The sequence below is a fragment of the Aquisalimonas sp. genome, assembly GCF_007120195.1.
In the GTDB taxonomy this organism is placed as follows: domain Bacteria; phylum Pseudomonadota; class Gammaproteobacteria; order Nitrococcales; family Aquisalimonadaceae; genus Aquisalimonas.
Genome location: NZ_SKOG01000246.1, coordinates 1 through 19,443 on the forward strand (window position 1 = coordinate 1; position 19,443 = coordinate 19,443).

A 19,443-nucleotide genomic window follows, 5' to 3' on the forward strand; every position below is an offset into this window, starting at 1 on the left:
AGACGGGATGGGTACGCTCTACGGGTTCGATGTCGGCACCTACAAAACTACGCCGGACTGGCTGAACCCGCGCTACTGGGCGAATCCGGAGCTTTGGGGCAAGTATCGCTGGTAATAACCGCCTCGCCTTAATTTATAGCGAAACATTCCTTTTGTGCATAACCCTACGCTGCTAGGGTGCGGCCATATTCCGCGGACCTCACAGGACGCACAGAATTCTATGTACAGGTACGACAGTTTTGACCAAACCCTGGTCAATGAACGTGTTCACCAGTTCCGGGACCAAACGCGGCGCTACCTTGACGGGGAGCTGACCGACGAGGAATTCCGGCCGCTGCGCCTGATGAATGGGCTCTACATCCAGCGCCACGCTCCCATGCTGCGCGTCTCGATCCCGTACGGACTGCTCAATAGCGAGCAGATGCGCGTGCTCGCCCACATTGCCCGCACCTATGACCGCGGTTTTGGCCATTTCACGACCCGCCAGAACATCCAGTACAATTGGCCGGCCCTGGAGAGCGTGCCGGACATCCTGGCGGACCTCGCTGAGGTTGAGATGCACGCCATCCAGACCAGTGGCAACTGCATCCGCAACATCACCTCGGATCACCTCGCGGGGGTTGCGGCCGATGAGCTGACGGACCCCCGCCCGTACTGCGAGCTGATTCGCCAGTGGGCCGCACTGCATCCGGAATTCTCCTATCTGCCGCGCAAGTTCAAAATTGCTGTCAGCGCCTCGGACAAGGACCGGGCGGCGATCCGCGTCCACGACATCGGGCTGCAGCTCGTGCGCAACGACGCGGGTGAGACCGGTTTCGCGGTCTATGTGGGCGGCGGACTGGGACGCACACCGATCGTGGGCGAGCAGATTAGCGAGTTCGTGCCCGTGCGCGAGCTGCTGTCGTACCTCGAGGCCATTCTGCGCGTGTACAACCTTAACGGCCGGCGCGACAACATCCACAAGGCGCGAATCAAAATACTGGTGCGCGCCATGGGAATCGACGCATTCCGCGAGCGGGTCGAAGCCGAGTGGCAGCACCTGCGAACGGATCCGCAGCTGACACTGGAACCGGAAGACGTGGACTACATGAGCGGCTTCTTCCAGCCGCCGGTCTATGACCGCAGTGCCGGGGAAGGTGACCTGCAGGCACAGCTCGACGCAGAGCGCACGTTCGCCAGCTGGTATCGGCACAATACGGAAGCCCACCGGCAACCCGGCTACCGGGCCGTCTTCCTGTCACTGAAGGCCCCGGCGGTGGCTCCGGGCGATCTTACCGACGTGCAGATGGATGCGGTGGCGGAACTTGCCGAACGCTACGGCTTCGGCGAAATCAGGGTCACCCACACACAGAACCTGGTGTTTCCGGATATTCGCAAGGACCAGCTCCATGCCTTATGGCAGGACCTCAAGGCACTGAATCTGGCGACCCCAAATATCGGCACCATGACCGACATGATCTGCTGCCCGGGCCTGGACTTCTGCAGCTTGGCCAATGCCGGTTCCATTGATGTCGCCCGGGACATCAATGAGCGCTTCGACAACCTGGATTATCTATATGATCTCGGTGATATCCGCCTGAACATGTCCGGCTGCATGAATGCCTGCGGCCACCACCACGTGGGCCATATCGGCATCCTCGGCGTGGATAAGAGAGGGCAGGAGTTCTATCAGATCACCGTCGGGGGCTCATCCTCGAACGACGCGGGCATGGGCGATCGCATCGGCCCTGCCGTGCCCAAGGACCAGGTGGCGGATACGCTGGAGTCCATACTGCACACCTTCGTGGAACACCGCGAGGGTGACGAGCCGCTGCTCGATACCTATCGCCGTATCGGCATCAAACCGTTCAAGGAGGCGGCCTATGCGTAAGATCATCCGCGACCGCACGATCGTCGAGGATCACTGGCAGCACGTGGCCGACGACGAACCACTCCCGGACGGCGATATCATCGTCAGCCACGCGCGCTGGCGGGAGGAGCGAGCGGCTCTGGTACAGCACGAAGGCAAAGTCGGTGTACGCATCAACGGTGACATCAGCCTCGACACGCTGATCGGGGATCTCGACCGACTCCCGCTGATTGCCTTGGAGTTCCCGGCGTTCAAGGACGGGCGATGTTATTCCCATGCCAGGGTGTTGCGGGAACGCCACGGCTACCCGGGGGAACTCCGCGCCGTGGGCGACGTCCTTAGGGATCAGCTCGCCTACATGGCCCGTGTCGGCATTAACGCATTCGAGATCCGGGAAGACCGCTCCATTGAGGATGCGCTGCAGGCATTCAGCGAGTTTTCAGGCCATTACCAGCTCGATCCGCGGGGACGCATCCCATTGGAGCTTCGGCGGCGCCAACGTCAATCTGCGGCCGCGGCCGCATCCTGATCGCGCGCGCCGGGCTGCTGCGGGGGCCGGCCCCCTACCCTGCCATCAGCTCGTGACGGCGCGCCAGCACCCAGTCCCGGATTTCCCGAGCCGGTAACGGCCACCCGGATTCCAGCATCATTGCGTGCGCCATCTCCGGGTAGATCTGGAGATCGGCGCGGTAAGTACGCGCCGTGCGCTTGACCTCGTCAATGGAGAACAGCGAGTCCTGGCTCGCTCCAAGCACCAGCATGGGTGGAAGGTGCATCCGCCAGCGCCGCGGCAAGTCCATGAACGTCATGTCCATCAGCGCCCGGTGGGATTCGCTCTGCATGCGAGCGCCGTAAGCAATCCGCAGCTTGGGGTCGAGGTCCTCGGAGAGAATGCCGCGGCCGGCATTGTCCTTGTCGACCAGGTCGCGAGCGCCACCCTGGACCATGGAAAGCTGGGCAAGCAACAGCGGATCCGCCGTCGTGAGGCGCATAACGGAGTTGCCCAGGCCACCCGGTGGCACAGAGGCCATGAGCACGGCTGCTGAAGCCCGAAATTGCTCAAGGTACTTCTGCACCACCATGCCCCCCATGGAGTGGCCAATCAGGACGGGGGGCGTCTCCATCCCTGCCACCACGTGCCGCAGATCGGCTACATAGTCACGGATGCTCGACTGGTGCAACCGCTCGCGCCCATGGCTCACGCCATGCCCGCGCAGGCTGAGCGCGTAGGCGTCAAACCCGTGCGCGGCGAACCAGGGGAGGAAATGCTCGTCCCAGCACCACGCACCGCCATAGGCGCCGTGGACGAACAGCAACGGAGGAACGTCGCGACGCCTCGTCGCCGAAGGTGCCCGGTGGATCACTTCCAACTCGGGCTGCTCTACAGGAGCGAACGCACCGTACGCCAAGAACCCTAGCATTATTGTTCTCCCCGTCGCCGCATAGGCAGCATAAACCAGATAAACGCCAGAATCTGCACGATCAGCAGACCGCCGAACGCCAGCGCAAAGCCTGATGGATCGTAGCCTACCCGATCAGGCAACGCGCTGACCCCTATCACAAAGCCGATTCCCCACTGAAGCGTGAATGCTCCGGCAAAAACAGCAAGGTTCACGGCCGTGTTGGCCCTGCCGGAGAGCGACGCCGGGAAGGCCTGAGAAATCATGGCGTAGACAAGCGTGCCAGAGGTGCCGAAAAAACCAAAGGCCATCCACAGCGGCACCACACCCACACCGGGCTGCACAACGAGCAAGAGCTTGCAGACCAGAAACAGACCGACCCCAAGCGCCAACACCTGATAGGGCCTGAGCCCCCGCCGGCTGAGACGATCGCTAATGATCCCCCAGGCGGCGAAACCCACCGCCATGGACAATGCAATCAGCAGCAGCGTGTCCGCCACCGACTGTCGATCCATCCCCGCCACATCGCGCAACCAGGGCCCGGCCCAGAGCCCCTGGATGGCCAGCGATCCCCCTTGCGTCAGCATCGCCAATGGCGCGACCCGCCAGAAGAAAGCGCTTTTGAGCACACCCGTCAGGCCCGCAATCTGATCACGCAACGTGGCTCCAGATCCCTCTTGTCGATCTTCCGGCACGATCAGCCAAACTGCCAGTGCGGCCACGACGCAGGCGACTGCCAACCCCAGGAAAATGGTGCGCCAGTCAACCCAGCCCAGGAGCATTTCCACCGGGCTGGTCGCCGCCATGGCACCCAGGCCGCCGAACGCCAATAGGCAGCCGTTGACCAGCGGCAACCGCTCCGATGGGAACCAGGTGGTGAACGCTTTGAAACTGGCCATGAGACAGGCGGAGACGCCAAGTCCGATCAGGGCGCGACCGATACTCAGCTCGGTCATGCTCTCGCCGACGGCGAACAGCGCCGAGCCGCCCGCGGCAACGCCCAGCAGTACCGCTTCCACCCGGCGGGGGCCGAACCGATCCAGCAGCACACCCAGCGGCAGCTGAAACAGGGCGAACGCAAGAAAATAGGCCGCCGTCAGCAGTCCGAGGTCGGACGCGGACAAGCCAATGTCCTGCTGGAGATCGGAGGCGATTACCGCATTCACGGTGCGAAACAGGTAGGACAGGAAATAGCCCGCCGCGAAGGGCAAGAACACCAGCACGATCAGCTGCCAGAGCTGAAACCGGTGGTGCTTCGTGCGACCGACATCCATGGGGCCCCTCCGGGTCAGGCAGGCAATCGGGTGCAAGCGAAACGCGAAGAGTAGCAGCCCCGCGGGAGGGTTTCTTCTGGCGGGACGGATAGCGAACCTGATATGGTAAAGCATTCAGTGCAGGGAAGCTGCGATCAGGCGGCCTTACGGACTACTCCATGCCGTCGCCACAGTCCATTCAACCCCGGAGTGATACCCCACCGGGCACATGATGGCGCTGCTACGCCCCAAGCGTCCCTGGCGGACGCCGCGGGGCTGTGACCCTGCCCAAACCTGCCGCACGTAGCGATCTGTGCGCGCGTGACCGTCGTGCGACCCCAACCGACTACGATCGGCACCGGGGATGCCGCATGCAGGAGCAATTGGAACGGATAGGAAATGGGCCTAAGCTGTCAAAAGGCGGGTAGGAAAGGTGATCAAGAGCGTGGCGCGCTGATCGTGTACCCCGTCTTCGAACCATGGGTAAAGCAATGCTTAAGACTATAACGTACCGGCTCGCAGTATCCGCGATGACGTTGGCGCTTTTTCTCGGCGTCCCGGCAATCTCGGCCGACTCACTGGACAACAATGAATATGTTCAGCCCGGCGCCAACCATGCCGAAACCGCGCAACTGATCGCCCGGTTGCTGGCACACCAGCATTTCCGCCACCAGCCCATCGACGATGAACTCTCCGAAAAGGTATTGGACACCTACCTGGATGCGCTGGACCCGGACCGGTATTACTTCACCCAGGACGATGTCGAAGAGTTCCAGGCTCATCGCCATGAGCTTGACGACATGCTCATGGAAGGCGACTTGGAGCTGGCGTACAGAATCTACGACCGCCTGAAGCGCCGAACCGTTGAACGGGCGGATTTCGCGCGCCATGTCATCGATGGCGGCCTGGATTTTGACTCCGACAAGACCATGGACCTCAACCGCCGGGATCAGGACTGGGTGGCGGACGCCGATGCGCTGGATCGCCTCTGGCGAAAACGCATCAAGAACGACGCCCTGACCATGCTGCTTGGCGATGAGGACGAAGAGCAGACCATGGAGCTGCTGCGCAACCGCTACGACAATGTGGCCGAGAACATGAAGCGCTCGGATGCAGAAGACATCTTCGAGACGTTCATGGGCGCATGGTCCCGGACGTTCGACCCGCACACCAGCTACCTGTCGCCACGGAACTCCGAAGAGTTCGACATCCAGATGCAGCTGTCGCTGGAAGGTATCGGCGCCATGCTCCGGACGCACCGCGACTTCACGGAGATTGTGGAACTGGTGCCGGGAGGCCCGGCAGATCAAAGCGGGGAGTTGTCACCCGGCGACCGCATTATCGGTGTTGCCGAGGAAGACGAGGACATGGTTGATGTTGTCGGCTGGCGTCTGCGCGACGTGGTCGACCGCATCCGCGGCCCCAAGGAATCGGAGGTGCGCCTGCGCATCCTCCCTGGCGGCGATTCCGATGCCGCACCCCGTACGGTCACGCTGGAGCGTAACGAAATCGCGCTCGAAGAGCAGGCGGCGCAAAAGGAGGTTCGTGAGATCGAGCGCGAGGACGGCACCCACCGTATCGGCGTCATCAAGATCCCGGCGTTCTATACAGATTTCGCCGCAGCCCAGGCGGGCGATGACGACTATCGCAGCACAACGCGGGACGTCCGGCGCCTGTTGGACGAGCTCGAGGACGAAAACATCGACGGGCTAGTCATTGATCTGCGTGGCAACTCCGGTGGCTCCCTTCAGGAGGCCGTCGACATGACGGGCTTGTTCATGAACGGCGGTCCAGTGGTGCAGATCCGTCGCAGCGACGGCCAGACCGAGGTCATGGACGATGTTGACGGCGAGACAGCTTACGACGGGCCGCTGGCGGTGATGGTGGACCGTCAGAGCGCATCGGCCTCGGAGATCTTTGCCGGCGCCCTGCAGGATTACGAGCGTGCGATCATCCTCGGCGAGCGGACGTTCGGCAAGGGAACGGTGCAGACGATGGTCGATCTCGACCGCTTCAGCAACGACCCCACGGCCGAAACCGGTCGCCTGAAGATGACGATCGCCAAGTTCTATCGTGTGACTGGCAGCAGCACCCAGAAGCGTGGCGTGGAACCCGATATCTATTTCCCCTCCGCGGTCGGCGAGGACGATATTGGCGAAAGCGCCGCAGACAACCCCTTGCCCTGGGACGAAATTGACCCGGTGGACTTCAGGCCTATCGACAACCTCTCCAACGTGGTGCCGTTACTGCAGGAGCGCCACGAGGAGCGTGTTGCTGACGATAATGCCTTCCAGGCCATGATCGATGAGTTCAGGCACATGCGCGAGACTCGGGAGACAACCGAGGTGTCTCTCAACCGTGATAAGCGGGAGCAGGAGCGCGAGGAACGTAACGCGGCGAGACTGCGTAAGGCGAACGAGCATCGCACGATCCAGGGGCTGGAGCCGCTCGAGAGCGTTGATGAACTGGAGCGCGAGGACGGGCCAAATACGCTGCTCGACGCGAGCACGCAGATCCTCACGGATTTACTGCTGCTCCGGGAAGAGCCGCGCACCGCGCAACGTTGGGGCCTGCGCGAGGCCGACTAACCGCCACCGTAAACAGGGCTCCTCCCACAGGCCTCGCACCGCGCCGGCGGTGCGGGGCCCGTGTCCTAAGCGATGCGTGCACGGAAGCGGGCAGCCGATGCGGTTTCGCGATCCGCTCGGGCCCGGGCGGTTGCTTTCGTGGTTACCCGGCGGTTGCTGAAACCGCTTCCAGGTGTTCGACGACAAGCTGGAGGGACGCCCGCCCCTGCCACAGGTTCACCTCGAGTCGGTAGGCGATTCTGACCCAGCCCCTGAGGTGGACCCAGCCTGCATCCACCGCGCGAAAGGCGATTGCGTCCACGCTGGGCCCGCCATCCTCCGGGCGCAACCGAAGCTTCAGGTGCCGATCTCCCACGACACGGCTGCCAAGCACCGAGAAGACACCGTCGAACCGTGGCTCCGGGAAACCCTGGCCCCAGGGGCCCGCGGCCCGGATCGCCTGGGCCAGATCCAGGGTCATGTCAGCGCTGCGCAACGCCCCGTCGGTCAGGCAGACACCGGCGAGGTCCGTGTCGGCCAGCGCCTCACCGACGACCGCCTCGAACGCCTCACGAAAAGCCGGGAAGCGCTGTTCATCGACACTCAGCCCCGCAGCTGCGGCATGTCCGCCGAACCGCCGGATCAGTCCCGGATGGGCGGTGGCGACGCGCTCGAGTGCGTCGCGCAGGTGCAAGGCGTCGATGGAACGGCCGGACCCCTTTAGGACCCCCTCCCCCGCCGGCGCAAACGCCACCACCGGGCGGTGAAAGCGCTCCTTCAGCCGTGCGGCCACGATCCCGACCACGCCTTGATGCCAACCGCTGTCCGTCACACAGATCGCCGAAGGCAACCCGTCCTTCGCCTCGAGGGAACGCCTCAGTACCGCCACACCGTCGACGGCTTCGGCCTCCATGCGGCCTTCGATCTCCCGGCGTTCCCGGTTGAGGGCATCCAGGCGCTGCGCATAACGGCGAGCCTCGGCAGCATGGTCCGTCAGCAGGCACTCAATGCCCATAGCCATATCCTTAAGGCGACCGGCGGCATTCAGCCGCGGGCCGGCAGCAAAACCAAGGTCTGCAGCCACGCAGGCGCCAGGATCCCGGCCCGCGATTTCCAGCAGCGCCCTGATTCCCGGCCGAGCGCGATCGGCGCGGATCCGCCGCAACCCTTGCTCCACAAGGATGCGGTTATTGCGGTCCAACGGCACCACATCAGCCACGGTGCCCAACGCGACGAGATCCAGATAATCTGCCATGCGGGGTTCGCAACGCCCCGCGAACCAGCCCTGGGCACGCAGGTGCTGGCGCAGCGCGGCCAGCACATAGAAGATCACGCCGACTCCTGCCAGGTGCTTACTGGGAAAGGCATCCCCCGGCTGATTGGGATTGACCAGGGCGTCGGCGTCGGGAAGGTGCTCGGGAGGCAGATGATGGTCGGTGACGATGACACCCATGCCAAGATGCCGGGCCATTGCCACGCCATCGACGCTGGAAACACCGTTGTCGACGGTCACGAGCAGGTCGGGTTGGCGCCTTTTCGCCTCACCGACAATCTCTGGCGTCAGCCCGTAGCCGAATTCGAACCGGTTCGGCACCAGATAGTCCACATGCCGCGCCCCCATGGCGCGCATGGCGAGGACGGCCAGGGCACAGCTGGACGCACCGTCGGCGTCGAAGTCCCCCACGACCAGAATCGACTGGCCACTGGTGATGGCCCTCGCGAGCCGTTCCACGGCACCGCTGAGCCCGGCCAGACCGTCGGTGCCGGCGAGCGCACCCAGGCCATCGGTCAGATCAGCGAGGCACCGCACACCGCGCGCCGCATACACCCCCTGGAGTACCGGGTGGACACCGGGCAAGGCGACGCGCTCCGCTGCCGCACGGGTCCGCCGCTGGATCGTTCGATTGCGCATCATTCGGGAACAAGGAACCGGGCGAACGCACGTGGGCGGCGCCAAAGCGCCCAGCGACTGTGCCGATTGAGTATCCAGCGCCCGGTGCAGCCGGTGTCGATGACCAACCCCTCCACGCGCCCCGCATCCAAGGCGCGACGCAACTCCCCCGCCCAGTCCCTGGCAAGACCCTGTACGGCATTTTCCCAGGCGCGAAACGCGACACCGTCGCTCACGCCAGGCAGGGGCGGCGCGGCTGCGAGAACGTCACCGGCCCCCGTGGCACGCAACACGGCGTGCGCATCGCCCGGCCAGGGATCGGCGCGGGCGCCGGCGAGGCGCGCGAGCCCGAGGACCAACGGGTCATCACTGAAGACCTGGTGCCATCGACTGCGGCTGGACTCCGAGAGCCGCCCGCCGCCCCAAGGCCAGATGCCGTTAATCGTCGGTCGGCCAGCGGCTTCCCGCTCCTGGTTGACCCAATGCCCGTGGAAAAACATCTGCATCTCGTTCATGCGCGCATGCCACCACCCCGCGTCGGGCCCGCCAGGCAAGGACTGGTCGATCGGCGCTGCAATCGCCCGTTGCAACGGGACTGTGCTCAGCCGGGGCGGCGTGGAACAGCGTAGATACCAGTGATCAGGGGTCTGCGCGACGAGCATCAGGCCGTCGTCCGCGAAAAACTCGTTGAAGGCAGCGGTCAGGGACTGTGCCTCACCGGCGCCGATGGACAGGGCCTCTGGCCCGAGCATGCGCAGGCTATCCCGGTCAGGGAGAAAATGCACCGGATCCGCCCGGAACCAGTAGTGCGGGCCCGGAGTTCCGCCGTCGCCAAGCAAGCCGAGCGCACCGGCCGGAAGACCATCCGGCCCAGCGGGCACTTCAAAGCCAGGCGGGAGCAGTCCACCCTCGTCGGCGCGCTGGTGGCGTCCTTTTGAGAGTAACCAGGCCAGATCGGACAGGCCACTGTCCTCGGCAATCAGCTCGACCGCATCGGCGGGCAAGGGGCCGAGCAGACCAGGCATTCGCAAGTGCAGTGCCGGGCGCGGCATGGACAGGCGTTGAACCCCCTTGGTATCCCGGGCGGACGCACCGCCAGCCGCACGTTATCCGAGGCGCTCGAGAATGGCCGTACGGACCGAATCGAGATCCGCCGGTATGGTCTTGATGGCGTCGGCCGACTGCTGGATGGCGATGTCCGGGTCCTTGAGGCCGTGCCCCGTCAGCGTGCACACGACGGTGCTGCCCTGCGGAATCTTGCCATTGACGATGTCCCGCATGGCACCGGCCACGGAGGCCGCGGAGGCAGGCTCACAAAAAATCCCTTCCCGGGCGGCGAGACGGCGCTGCGCCTTGAGGATTTCCTCGTCGCTGCACTCGTCGAACCAACCGCCAGACTCTTCGCTCGCGCTCCAGGCGTAGTCCCAGGACTGGGGGTGACCGATACGGATCGCCGTGGCGACCGTGTCCGGCTCATCCACCATCGCGCCGCGCAGGAACGGCGCCGAGCCGCTGGCCTGATAGCCCACCATGGTGGGCCGGTCGCCGACCACGGCGCTGGCGTACCGGCACTGCCCGTGACAGAACGAACAGGCGTCGGTGAGATGGTCACTGCGCCGCCCCGCGGATTCGCAGTAACCGATCCAGTGCGCCGTGATGTTGCCGGCGTTGCCGACTGGCAGGCAGTGGTAATCCGGGGCCCGTTCCAGCTCCTCGAGGATCTCGAAGGCAGCGGTCTTTTGACCCTGCAAGCGGTAGGGGTTGATGGAATTGACGATGGTCACCGGGGCGTGATTCGCCATGTCCTTGACAATGCGCATGCCGGCATCGAAATTGCCGGCAATCTGCAGCACTTCCGCGCCGTGCATGATGGCCTGGGCGAGCTTGCCCATGGCGATCTTACCGTCAGGGATGAGCACGAAGGCCCGGATGCCCGCCCGGGCCGCGTACGCAGCCGCCGAGGCGGAGGTGTTGCCCGTGGACGCGCAAATGATAGCCTGGCTGCCCTCTTCCACGGCCTTGGTCACGGCGACGGTCATGCCGCGATCCTTGAAGGACCCGGTGGGGTTGAGCCCCTCGTACTTCACGTACAGGTCCACATCCCGACCTAGATCCCGGGGGATATGATTCAGGCGAATCAGCGGCGTATTCCCCTCCCCGAGGCTGATGTGCCGGGCATCATCGCCCACCGGGAGACGGTCCCCGTACTTCGCGATCAGGCCGGTATAGCGGGTCCGAAATGGCATTGGTCTAGTGTCCTGTCCCGTAAATACGTTGCGAAAATTGGCGTGGATCCTGACGGTTCCTGGCACGGCGCGCCGACGAGGCGTAGCGAGGACTACGGCGAGGAGGCGCAACGCCGCCAGGGGCCGTCAGGGCCGCGACAATCGTAACGTTATTTGCGGGACAGGACACTAGGTATCCGTTGTTGACGCCTGGAGCCAGCCCGGGCGTTACCGCAACTGTTCCTGGCGAATGCGAGTGATGCGCCCCTGCACGGCGTCCAGGGCCTCGATGCGCTCCTGGGCCATGTCCATCTGGCGTTCCCGAACCGGATGCGTCAGCAGGATCACGGGCACGTTCTCGGCCCCGGGGGCCGGCTCCTTTTGCAGGATCGCCTCGATGCTGATGCCGGCGTCCCCGAGAATCCGCGTGACATCGGCGAGCACCCCGGGCTGGTCCAGTACCTCCATGCGGATGTAGTACGCGGTGATGATCTGCGACATGGACAGGATCGGGGCATCCGAGAGAGCCGTTGACTGAAATGCCAGATAGGGCACACGGTTGACCGGCTCCAGCTGGAACTCCCTGACCACGTCGACGAGGTCCGCCACCACCGCCGAGGCGGTGGCATCCGCTCCAGCGCCGGCGCCATAGTACAGGGTCGGCCCCACGGCATCGCCCATGACCATGACGGCATTCATCACGCCATCGACACTGGCGAGGAGCTGACGCCACGGCAACAGGGTTGGGTGTACCCGCAACTCGATGCCCTCGCTCGTCTGTCGGCAGATCCCAAGATGCTTGATGCGGTAGCCGAGCTCCTCGGCATAACCCACATCTTGCCGGCTCACATGGGTGATCCCTTCCACATGCACCCTGTCGTACTGCAGCGGAATACCGAAGGCAATGGATGCAAGGATGGTGAGCTTGTGCGCCGCGTCCACCCCTTCGACGTCGAAGGTCGGGTCCGCTTCCGCGTACCCCAGGCGCTGCGCCTCCGCGAGCACGTCGGCGAACTGGCGCCCCTCGTAGTACATCTCCGAGAGGATGAAGTTGGCCGTGCCGTTAATGATGCCCGCGAGCCATTGGATGCGGTTGCCGGCGAGCCCCTCGCGGATGCTCTTGATGATGGGGATGCCGCCGGCCACGGCCGCCTCGAACGCCACGGTGACCCCATTATCCCGGGCGTGGGAGAAGATCTCGTTTCCGTACAGGGCAATCAGCGCCTTGTTCGCCGTGACCACGTGCTTGCCGTTGTTCAGCGCCTGAATCACCAGTTCCCGCGCCGGCTCGTAACCGCCCATGAGCTCGACAATGATCTCGGTTTCCGGGTCGTTCACGACCTCGAATGGGTCCGTCGTCAGGCGGATCCCCTTGGTGGAGCAGCCCCGCGGGCGATCAAGATTGCGCGCCGCCGCAACGACGACTTCGATTCCACGTCCGGCGCGCCGGTTAATCTCGTCATTGTTGCGTTCGAGCAAGTTGATGGTCCCGGCCCCAACGGTACCCAGCCCCAGCATGCCAACTTTTACCGCAGTCACACACTTACCTCCCCCGCCTCGGCGTCGCGGCGGAGCATCGCCTTAATGCCCCGGAGCGCCTGGCGGGTCCGATGTTCATTCTCGATCAGGCTGAAGCGTACGTGGTCATCACCGTAATCGCCAAAACCCACCCCTGGCGATACCGCGACTTTGGCATCACGTAACAGTTTCTTGGCAAACTCCAGGGAACCCAAAGGCCGATATGCATCGGGGATGGGCGCCCAAACGAACATCGTGGCCATGGGCTTTTGCACCGGCCAGCCCACGGTCTCCAGCCCGTCGCACAGGACATCCCGGCGGCGGCGATACGTCTCCCGGATCTCCTCGATGCAATCCTGCGGCCCTTCCAGCGCGGTAATGGCCGCCACCTGGATGGGCGTGAACATACCGTAATCCAGGTACGACTTCATCCTGGCCAGGGCCGCAATCAATTTCGGGTTCCCGCAAACAAAGCCCACCCGCCAGCCGGGCATGTTGTAGCTCTTCGACAGCGAGTAACTCTCGACCGCGATGTCTTTCGCACCGGGCACTTCCAGAATGGACGGTGCCCGGTAGCCGTCGAAGGCGATTTCGGCGTAGGCCAGATCGTGGACGACCCAGATGCCGTGCTCACGGCACACGGCGACCACTTTTTCGAAGAACCGCAGGTCGACGCATTGTCCGGTGGGATTGCCCGGAAAATTCAGGATGAGCATCTTCGGTCGCGGCCAGCTGTCGCGGATGGCCCGCTCCAGCTCGGCGAAGAAATCGATCCCCGGCACCATCGGCACGTGACGGATATCGCCCCCGGCGATCACGACCCCGTAGGGGTGGATGGGATAGGCGGGGTTCGGCACCAGCACGGTATCCCCCGCATCAAGCGTTGCCAGTGCCAGGTGGGCCAGACCTTCCTTTGACCCGATCGTGACAATCGCCTCACTCTCGGGGTCCAGCGTGACCCCGAAGCGCTGCCGATACCAGTGGCAGATCGCCTTGCGCAATCGCGGCACGCCGCGCGAGACCGAGTAGCGGTGCGTGTCCGGACGCTGCACGGCCTCGACGAGCTTGTCCACGATATGCTGTGGTGTCGGCTGATCGGGATTGCCCATGCCGAAATCGACGATGTCCTCGCCCCGCGCACGCGCCGCCGCTTTCAATTCATTGACGATATTGAAGACATACGGCGGCAATCGTTTGGTTCGGGGAAATTCCGCGTCCACTTGTCACCATCCGGCCGGAAGCACCGGCGCATTGTACTAACCTTCCCGCGCGGATTGCCATGTCTCGGCAAACCCTGCGGGCAGTGAGTCATTGATTGCAATTCGGCACGGACAGTGCCGTAACCGCCCGGCGGGCGCTTGCCGGTTTGATCCGGCGCCGCTGAGGCCTTATGGTCTTCTACATGAAACTGACTCTGGATAGCATCGGCCCAGCGCACCGCATTCGCAGGTACGACGTGGGCTCCGTTACGGTCAACGAGACCGTGTTCACCCGTACGCTCCTGCTGACCCCGGAGCACATCGACACTGCGTGGGGGCCAGAAGCACTCGCCGAGCTGACGGAGGGGCACCTGGATAGCCTGATCGAGCTGGGCCCCGAGATCGTGCTGATCGGCACCGGCCGCTACCAGGCCTTCCCCGAGCGCCGACTCATGGTCCGGGCCATTCAGGCGGGTTTGGGTCTCGAGGTCATGACCACCGAGGCAGCCTGCCGCACGTATAATATCCTTGCTGCAGAGCAGCGGCGCGTCGCCGCCGTATTGTTCATGATCGAGAACGAAAGCTGAACTGCCGGCTGGTCATCCCGCAACGGGTAACCCGCCGGCAATGATCCCTTCAGCCGAACACCGCGTCCTGCGAGAACCCCTCACGCTCCATGACTTCCCGCAGTTTGCGCAGTGCGTCGATCTGGATCTGTCGCACCCGCTCCCGGGTGACGCCAATATCCCGGCCGACTTCCTCCAGCGTGCACCGCTCATGACCGTGCAGGCCGAAACGCCGCTCCACCACCGCGCGTTGTTTCTCAGTGAGCTGCTCCAACCAGTTGTCGATGTGGTTGAGCACATCGCCATCCTGCAGCAGCGCTGAGGGATCGGGATTGTTGTCGTCGGGGATGGCGTCTAGCAGTACTCGATCCGCATCCTTGCCGATAGGGGTATCAACGGAGGTGGTGCCTTCATTGAGCCCTAACATGCGCTGAACGTCGGCTAGAGGCCGTTGCAGCATCTGCGCGATTTCATCGGCAGATGGTTCGTGATCCAGTGTCTGGGTGAGCTTTCGCGCGGTGCGCAAACACTGGTTGATTTCCTTGATGACGTGGATCGGCAAACGAATGGTGCGGGTCTGGTTCATGATTGCCCGCTCAATGGTCTGACGAATCCACCACGTCGCATAGGTCGAGAAGCGGAACCCGCGTTCGGGGTCGAATTTCTCCACCGCCCGTATCAGCCCCAGATTGCCCTCCTCAATCAGATCGAGGAAGGCCAGCCCGCGATTCATGTAACGCCTGGCGATCTTCACCACCAGCCGCAGGTTGCTCTCGATCATCCGCCGCCGCGACGCCTCGCAGCCACGCTGCGCCCGGCGGGAGTAGTAGACTTCTTCCTCCGCTGTCAGTAGCGGCGAATAGCCAATTTCGTTCAGGTAGATCTGTGTTGCATCAAGGCTCGGCGACGCTCCGTCGCCCGGTGTGAAACGGGTCGCTTCCGGCTCCGAGGTTTGAATCGGTTCATCGTCGGCGCCGTCCATGGCCATCGTCACTTCATCTGTCGCGCCCAGAGCGGTTTCTGTCGCGGCGCCCGCCTCGCCATCTAGCTCGACGAGCGTTGCTTCCGCCACTCTTTCTTTTCTCATGCTTTCTCCTCCACATGCCTGCCGGTCGCCGCAGGACCCCTCCCGCTGATGGGGACGGGCACGGAGATCTTTGAACAGCCTCCGAAATCCACTATATGCCCATGCAAAAGCCCATGCAACGCCGCTGGCGGACCATCCGGCAACACCCCCGGGAGGCTTGGCAAGAGACGTGCGGATGGTTGGAAAGGCGCGCGAAAGCCGTGTATAGCGGGCTCAGGGGAGATACTCCAGAGGATCGACAGGTTGTCCCTGTCGTCGCAATTCGAAGTGAAGTCGGGGGCGGTCGTTGCCAGCGCCGTTGCCCATTTCCGCGATTCTGTCGCCGGCGGCAACCTCGTCGCCTTCTTCAACCAGCAAGCGGCGGTTGTAGCCGTAGGCGGTAAGGAATTCGCCACGGTGCTTGAGAATCACCAAATTGCCGTAGCCCACCAGCCCGGAACCGCTGTAGACCACGTGGCCTCCCGCGGCGGCGCGAACGGGCTGACCGAGTTCACCGTCAATGTTAATGCCTTGCTTACCATCCGCATCGCGAGCGAACTCCTTGACGACATCCCCCTCCGTTGGCCAGAGCCACTGCTCCGGCCCATCCCCTGTCGGCCTCTCGCCGGGCTCATTCGAGGCAATGGGGGGCGAAGCAGCGGGCTGCTCCGGTGCCGGCGCCGCGGGTGGGGGTGACGAAGGCGGTTGGGGGGAGGTGTCCTCGCGGCCAGATGGCGCCTGCAGCTGCAGGCGCTGGCCGACGCGGATACGATCCGGGGAGTCGAGGTCGTTCCAGTCGGCGAGGTCCCGATAGTCGAGGCCATGATTCCAGGCAATTGCTTGAAGGGTATCGCCGGAGCGCACCTGGTAATGAGACTGCTCGCCGCCCCCTGGGCCCGGCCCGCGATCGCTGACAGGCGCGAGGTGATCGCCGGCGCATCCCGCCAACACGATCGCCCCGAGCAGCAGCAGGATTCTCACGGTGGCCCCATGGTCCATGGCACATTCATCGTTCTCGGCTAGCGCGAAACATAATCCTTCCGACTTTCAACCTGTTGTGCGCCAAACCTGCCAAACATTCTGACACAATCAGGCAAGATCGCATGCACACGCTCTTGTCCCGAGTGATCAGTGCATCAGCACGAAGTACGCAATGACAAGAAGCGCCACCGTCGCCCAGCCGATCCAGTCAATGTAACGCTTTAGATACGGCTCCAGACGCGGTCCGCCCCAACCGACAAGCGCCGCGACCAGGAAGAAACGGCTACCGCGGCCGACCAAAGATGCCAGCACAAACGGCAGCAACGGCAATGCCAAGCCACCCGCGGCAATGGTGAACAACTTGTACGGGATCGGCGAGAACCCGGCGATCAGCACCACCCAGAACCCGTAAGCGAGAAACCACTCCCGGGCGCGTTGCAGCTCACCCTCGTAGCCTGCCGTCACGATCACCGGCTCGACTAATTCCATGGCGAAAAAGCCCAGTACGTAGCCGAGCACCCCGCCCAGCACCGAGGATACCGTGGTGATGAGGGCAAAGCGCATGGCCATATTGGGCCTCGCCAGCGCCATGGGCATCAGCATCACGTCCGGCGGGATCGGGAAGAATGAGGATTCCGCAAAACTGAGGCCCGCGAGATACCGCGGCGCATGCCGATGGGCCGCCAACCTCAGGGTAAACAAATAGAGTCTGGTAAAGGGACCCATCATCGGGTACCGCCCCGCCCGCGGGTGGCACCAAGCCCACCAACCACGCCCAACCCTCGGTCATGCCTCGTGCGTGTCGTACAATTAGCCACCTACTACCCCCGAAATATCCCAACACATGCTGTATACGGCCCGTATCGGGCGACCGGCCCGACGCGCCGGGAGCGAGCACAGTGTCCGCACGCAAGCGCAGTGGCCGCCACCCCAGGGCGGCGTCCCGCGTCATTACCCGGCGCTCAAAGTCAAGGATGTGATCGCCCGGTTCCTGAAAGGCCCGCGAACGCAGGCTGAGGCGCTCGCATCACGAGTACCCGGGCTATGACCAGCCGCCCGTCCACGCAACGGACATTGGCGATTCTACCGTGCAACACGGGCTGGATCACCTGCGCAAGCACGCCGCTGCTGCGCCACCCACTCGGACTTCTCCCTGCCTGCGACCGGAACGGCCTCTCAATGCGTCCGATGACTTAGAATGTTGCACTCGAATTCGCGAGAAAACCCGGCGCCGGTTCGCATTCCCGCGCATCGGACAAATCCCGAGGCCGCAGCCGCGTTCGCAAATGATAACGCCCCGGTGCCGCGGCGGCACGTGGGAGTGATGCCGGGGGTCTTGGCTTGAGGACTGGTCTGGCCGAACCCAGTGGATACCCGTACGCTGAACCGGGAACCTGTGCAAGCCGGACTTCGGCCCGGCCCGGCCGGGTTTTATCGGAATCGCCGACATGGAGAGCCTGTGATGGCCTCAGTGACTGATCCGGAACACCAGCGCTGGCTGGATCAGGTACGCGAAGCCCCTCTGGAGCCCGAGCTGGCCATCTGCGATCCCCATCATCATCTTTGGGACCACGGAGGCTCTCGCTACCTGCTCGATGAGCTGCTGGCGGATCTGAACTGCGGGCACAACGTCGTTAGCACAGTATTCGTGGAGTGCCACTCCATGTACAAGGCCTCAGGCCCGGAGGCCCTGCGCCCGGTGGGCGAGACCGAGTTCGTCGATGGCATCGCCGCCATGGGCGCGCGTGGTGGGTCTGGCCCGACTCGGGTCTGCGCCGGCATCGTCGGGTTTGCCGACCTCATGCTCGCGGAGGCGGTGGATGGGGTCCTTGAGGCCCATCTGGCGGCAAGCGCGAGGTTCCGCGGTATTCGCCATGCCGCGGGCTGGGATCCCTCCCCCGAAGTCCGCAACTCCCACACGAATCCCCCCGCGGGCCTCTACGGCCGGGACGACTTTCGCCGGGGTTTTGCGCGTCTGGCCCCGCATGGGCTCAGTTTCGATGCCTGGCAGTACCACCATCAGCTTCCCGAGGTCACGGAGCTGGCCCGGGCGTTCCCCGAGACCACAATCATCCTCAACCATTTCAGTGGGCCCCTTGGGATCGGGCCCTGGAAGGATCGCCGGGACGAGATTTTTGTGCGCTGGAAGACCGAACTCGCGGAGCTGTCCCGCTGTGACAATGTAGTGGCCAAGCTGGGCGGGCTGGTGATGCCCATCAACGGTTTCGGCTTCCACAAGGCCGACACACCACCTGATTCGGTCACCTTGGCGAACGCCACACGGGATTGGTACCTGCACACCATCGACTGCTTTGGTCCTGACCGCTGCATGTTCGAGAGCAACTTCCCGGTTGACCGGGCCAGCGTCTCCTACGGCGTCCTCTACAACAGCTTCAAGCGGATCACCGCCGGGTTCTCGGATGCGGAACGAGCGGCGCTGTTTCGGGGTACGGCGCAGCGCGTTTACCGGATCGAAGCCTGACCCGGGGCCCCTGGATCCGGAACACGGCCGGCTCGCTCGACCGTGCTGCCCGCCGAGGGAGCGTATCCACCGGCCGCACGCCTGTGCTCGGACGACCCAGTGCGCCGTGCTAAGCTGATGAGCAAACAAGAGGAGTCATGGAGATGACGAACTTGCCCCTGGCGTTGCGATGGAGCGTGGCCGCTGTTGCGATATACGTGCTCACCGGCTGCATTAGTGTCACCGATACCGATGCGGAAAACGGAAGCGACAGTGATGAAGACCGTGGACTCTCCGATCCACAAGACTTACCAGATTTACCCGATGGGGAGACGGTGGACAACGGCGGAGTCGATGCGAACGGTGGCATAGAAGATGGCTCATTCACCATCACCGTCCTGGGCAACCTGCCGTTTCTCTCGGGGCCTCCATTTGAGGACCACCCGATCACGACCCGTGTCACGGAT

Annotated in this window: 17 protein-coding genes; 7 read left to right on the plus strand and 10 right to left on the minus strand. The window is 63.7% G+C overall.

What is annotated here, in order from left to right:
• The first annotated feature begins 7 nt into the window (after window positions 1-7).
• The 3 genes from QZT63_RS17265 to QZT63_RS17275 all read left to right on the plus strand — a co-directional run bounded on the left by QZT63_RS17265 (window position 8) and on the right by QZT63_RS17275 (window position 2,378).
• A complete protein-coding gene (locus QZT63_RS17265) occupies window positions 8-115 on the plus strand; it encodes a DUF6231 family protein (protein ID WP_290652932.1) in 108 nt (35 codons plus the stop codon).
• A gap of 105 nt (window positions 116-220) precedes the next feature.
• Entirely contained in the window at window positions 221-1,870 is a 1,650-nt protein-coding gene (locus tag QZT63_RS17270) for a nitrite/sulfite reductase (protein WP_290652902.1), read from the plus strand.
• On the plus strand, window positions 1,863-2,378 hold the full coding sequence (locus QZT63_RS17275; RefSeq protein ID WP_290652904.1) for a DUF934 domain-containing protein: 516 nt from the start codon (window positions 1,863-1,865) through the stop codon (window positions 2,376-2,378). The genes QZT63_RS17270 and QZT63_RS17275 overlap by 8 nt, the downstream gene beginning before the upstream one ends.
• A 34-nt stretch (window positions 2,379-2,412) precedes the next feature.
• Here QZT63_RS17275 and QZT63_RS17280 read toward each other — a convergent pair whose 3' ends face one another.
• Window positions 2,413-3,270 carry an alpha/beta hydrolase gene (locus QZT63_RS17280; RefSeq protein WP_290652906.1) on the minus strand — a complete coding sequence of 286 codons (858 nt, stop codon included), beginning with the start codon at window positions 3,268-3,270 and terminating at the stop codon, window positions 2,413-2,415.
• On the minus strand, window positions 3,270-4,523 hold the full coding sequence (locus QZT63_RS17285; protein ID WP_290652908.1) for an MFS transporter: 1,254 nt from the start codon (window positions 4,521-4,523) through the stop codon (window positions 3,270-3,272). The genes QZT63_RS17280 and QZT63_RS17285 overlap by 1 nt, the downstream gene beginning before the upstream one ends.
• A gap of 509 nt (window positions 4,524-5,032) precedes the next feature.
• Between QZT63_RS17285 and QZT63_RS17290 the strand changes: the two genes are divergently transcribed.
• On the plus strand, window positions 5,033-7,090 hold the full coding sequence (locus QZT63_RS17290; RefSeq protein WP_290652910.1) for a carboxy terminal-processing peptidase: 2,058 nt from the start codon (window positions 5,033-5,035) through the stop codon (window positions 7,088-7,090).
• Window positions 7,091-7,232: 142 nt separating this feature from the next.
• Here QZT63_RS17290 and recJ read toward each other — a convergent pair whose 3' ends face one another.
• From recJ to alaC, 5 genes are all read right to left on the minus strand, one after another.
• On the minus strand, window positions 7,233-8,984 hold the full coding sequence (gene recJ, locus QZT63_RS17295) for a single-stranded-DNA-specific exonuclease RecJ (RefSeq protein ID WP_290652911.1): 1,752 nt from the start codon (window positions 8,982-8,984) through the stop codon (window positions 7,233-7,235).
• Window positions 8,981-9,985 (minus strand): hypothetical protein, encoded by a 1,005-nt coding sequence (locus QZT63_RS17300; RefSeq protein ID WP_290652912.1) that lies wholly within the window; start codon window positions 9,983-9,985, stop codon window positions 8,981-8,983. Before QZT63_RS17300 ends, recJ begins: the two co-directional genes overlap by 4 nt.
• Before the next feature lie 81 nt (window positions 9,986-10,066).
• Window positions 10,067-11,206, minus strand: a complete 1,140-nt coding sequence (thrC, locus tag QZT63_RS17305) for a threonine synthase (protein ID WP_290652914.1) — start codon at window positions 11,204-11,206, stop codon at window positions 10,067-10,069.
• Between the two features lie 207 nt (window positions 11,207-11,413).
• Window positions 11,414-12,724 (minus strand): homoserine dehydrogenase, encoded by a 1,311-nt coding sequence (locus QZT63_RS17310; RefSeq protein ID WP_290652916.1) that lies wholly within the window; start codon window positions 12,722-12,724, stop codon window positions 11,414-11,416.
• Complete coding sequence (gene alaC, locus QZT63_RS17315; protein WP_290652918.1) at window positions 12,721-13,923, minus strand: alanine transaminase; 1,203 nt, start codon at window positions 13,921-13,923, stop codon at window positions 12,721-12,723. The genes QZT63_RS17310 and alaC overlap by 4 nt, the downstream gene beginning before the upstream one ends.
• A gap of 170 nt (window positions 13,924-14,093) precedes the next feature.
• Between alaC and QZT63_RS17320 the strand changes: the two genes are divergently transcribed.
• Entirely contained in the window at window positions 14,094-14,489 is a 396-nt protein-coding gene (locus QZT63_RS17320) for an Mth938-like domain-containing protein (protein ID WP_290652920.1), read from the plus strand.
• Window positions 14,490-14,538: 49 nt separating this feature from the next.
• Here QZT63_RS17320 and rpoS read toward each other — a convergent pair whose 3' ends face one another.
• From rpoS to QZT63_RS17335, 3 genes are all read right to left on the minus strand, one after another.
• A complete protein-coding gene (rpoS, locus tag QZT63_RS17325) occupies window positions 14,539-15,555 on the minus strand; it encodes an RNA polymerase sigma factor RpoS (protein ID WP_290652922.1) in 1,017 nt (338 codons plus the stop codon).
• Window positions 15,556-15,768: 213 nt separating this feature from the next.
• Window positions 15,769-16,533 (minus strand): peptidoglycan DD-metalloendopeptidase family protein, encoded by a 765-nt coding sequence (locus QZT63_RS17330; RefSeq protein ID WP_290652924.1) that lies wholly within the window; start codon window positions 16,531-16,533, stop codon window positions 15,769-15,771.
• A gap of 129 nt (window positions 16,534-16,662) precedes the next feature.
• Window positions 16,663-17,244, minus strand: coding sequence for a YqaA family protein (locus tag QZT63_RS17335; RefSeq protein ID WP_290652926.1), 582 nt, complete (start codon window positions 17,242-17,244; stop codon window positions 16,663-16,665).
• Window positions 17,245-17,977: 733 nt separating this feature from the next.
• Between QZT63_RS17335 and QZT63_RS17340 the strand changes: the two genes are divergently transcribed.
• Window positions 17,978-18,997: an amidohydrolase family protein gene (locus tag QZT63_RS17340; protein WP_290652928.1), complete on the plus strand. Its 1,020-nt coding sequence runs from the start codon at window positions 17,978-17,980 to the stop codon at window positions 18,995-18,997.
• A 137-nt stretch (window positions 18,998-19,134) separates the two neighbouring features.
• Window positions 19,135-19,443: hypothetical protein (locus tag QZT63_RS17345; RefSeq protein WP_290652930.1), on the plus strand; the 309-nt coding region annotated here is incomplete at its 3' end.

What these genes read in the sequence shown, in the direction of transcription:
- QZT63_RS17265 (WP_290652932.1), top strand. Translation starts at nt 8, where the DNA reads ATGGGTACGCTCTACGGGTTCGATGTCGGCACCTACAAAACTACGCCG.
- QZT63_RS17270 (WP_290652902.1), top strand. Translation starts at nt 221, where the DNA reads ATGTACAGGTACGACAGTTTTGACCAAACCCTGGTCAATGAACGTGTT.
- QZT63_RS17275 (WP_290652904.1), top strand. Translation starts at nt 1,863, where the DNA reads ATGCGTAAGATCATCCGCGACCGCACGATCGTCGAGGATCACTGGCAG.
- QZT63_RS17280 (WP_290652906.1), bottom strand. Translation starts at nt 3,270, where the DNA reads ATGCTAGGGTTCTTGGCGTACGGTGCGTTCGCTCCTGTAGAGCAGCCC.
- QZT63_RS17285 (WP_290652908.1), bottom strand. Translation starts at nt 4,523, where the DNA reads ATGGATGTCGGTCGCACGAAGCACCACCGGTTTCAGCTCTGGCAGCTG.
- QZT63_RS17290 (WP_290652910.1), top strand. Translation starts at nt 5,033, where the DNA reads ATGACGTTGGCGCTTTTTCTCGGCGTCCCGGCAATCTCGGCCGACTCA.
- recJ (WP_290652911.1), bottom strand. Translation starts at nt 8,984, where the DNA reads ATGATGCGCAATCGAACGATCCAGCGGCGGACCCGTGCGGCAGCGGAG.
- QZT63_RS17300 (WP_290652912.1), bottom strand. Translation starts at nt 9,985, where the DNA reads ATGCCTGGTCTGCTCGGCCCCTTGCCCGCCGATGCGGTCGAGCTGATT.
- thrC (WP_290652914.1), bottom strand. Translation starts at nt 11,206, where the DNA reads ATGCCATTTCGGACCCGCTATACCGGCCTGATCGCGAAGTACGGGGAC.
- QZT63_RS17320 (WP_290652920.1), top strand. Translation starts at nt 14,094, where the DNA reads ATGGTCTTCTACATGAAACTGACTCTGGATAGCATCGGCCCAGCGCAC.
- rpoS (WP_290652922.1), bottom strand. Translation starts at nt 15,555, where the DNA reads ATGAGAAAAGAAAGAGTGGCGGAAGCAACGCTCGTCGAGCTAGATGGC.
- QZT63_RS17330 (WP_290652924.1), bottom strand. Translation starts at nt 16,533, where the DNA reads ATGGACCATGGGGCCACCGTGAGAATCCTGCTGCTGCTCGGGGCGATC.
- QZT63_RS17335 (WP_290652926.1), bottom strand. Translation starts at nt 17,244, where the DNA reads ATGATGGGTCCCTTTACCAGACTCTATTTGTTTACCCTGAGGTTGGCG.
- QZT63_RS17340 (WP_290652928.1), top strand. Translation starts at nt 17,978, where the DNA reads ATGGCCTCAGTGACTGATCCGGAACACCAGCGCTGGCTGGATCAGGTA.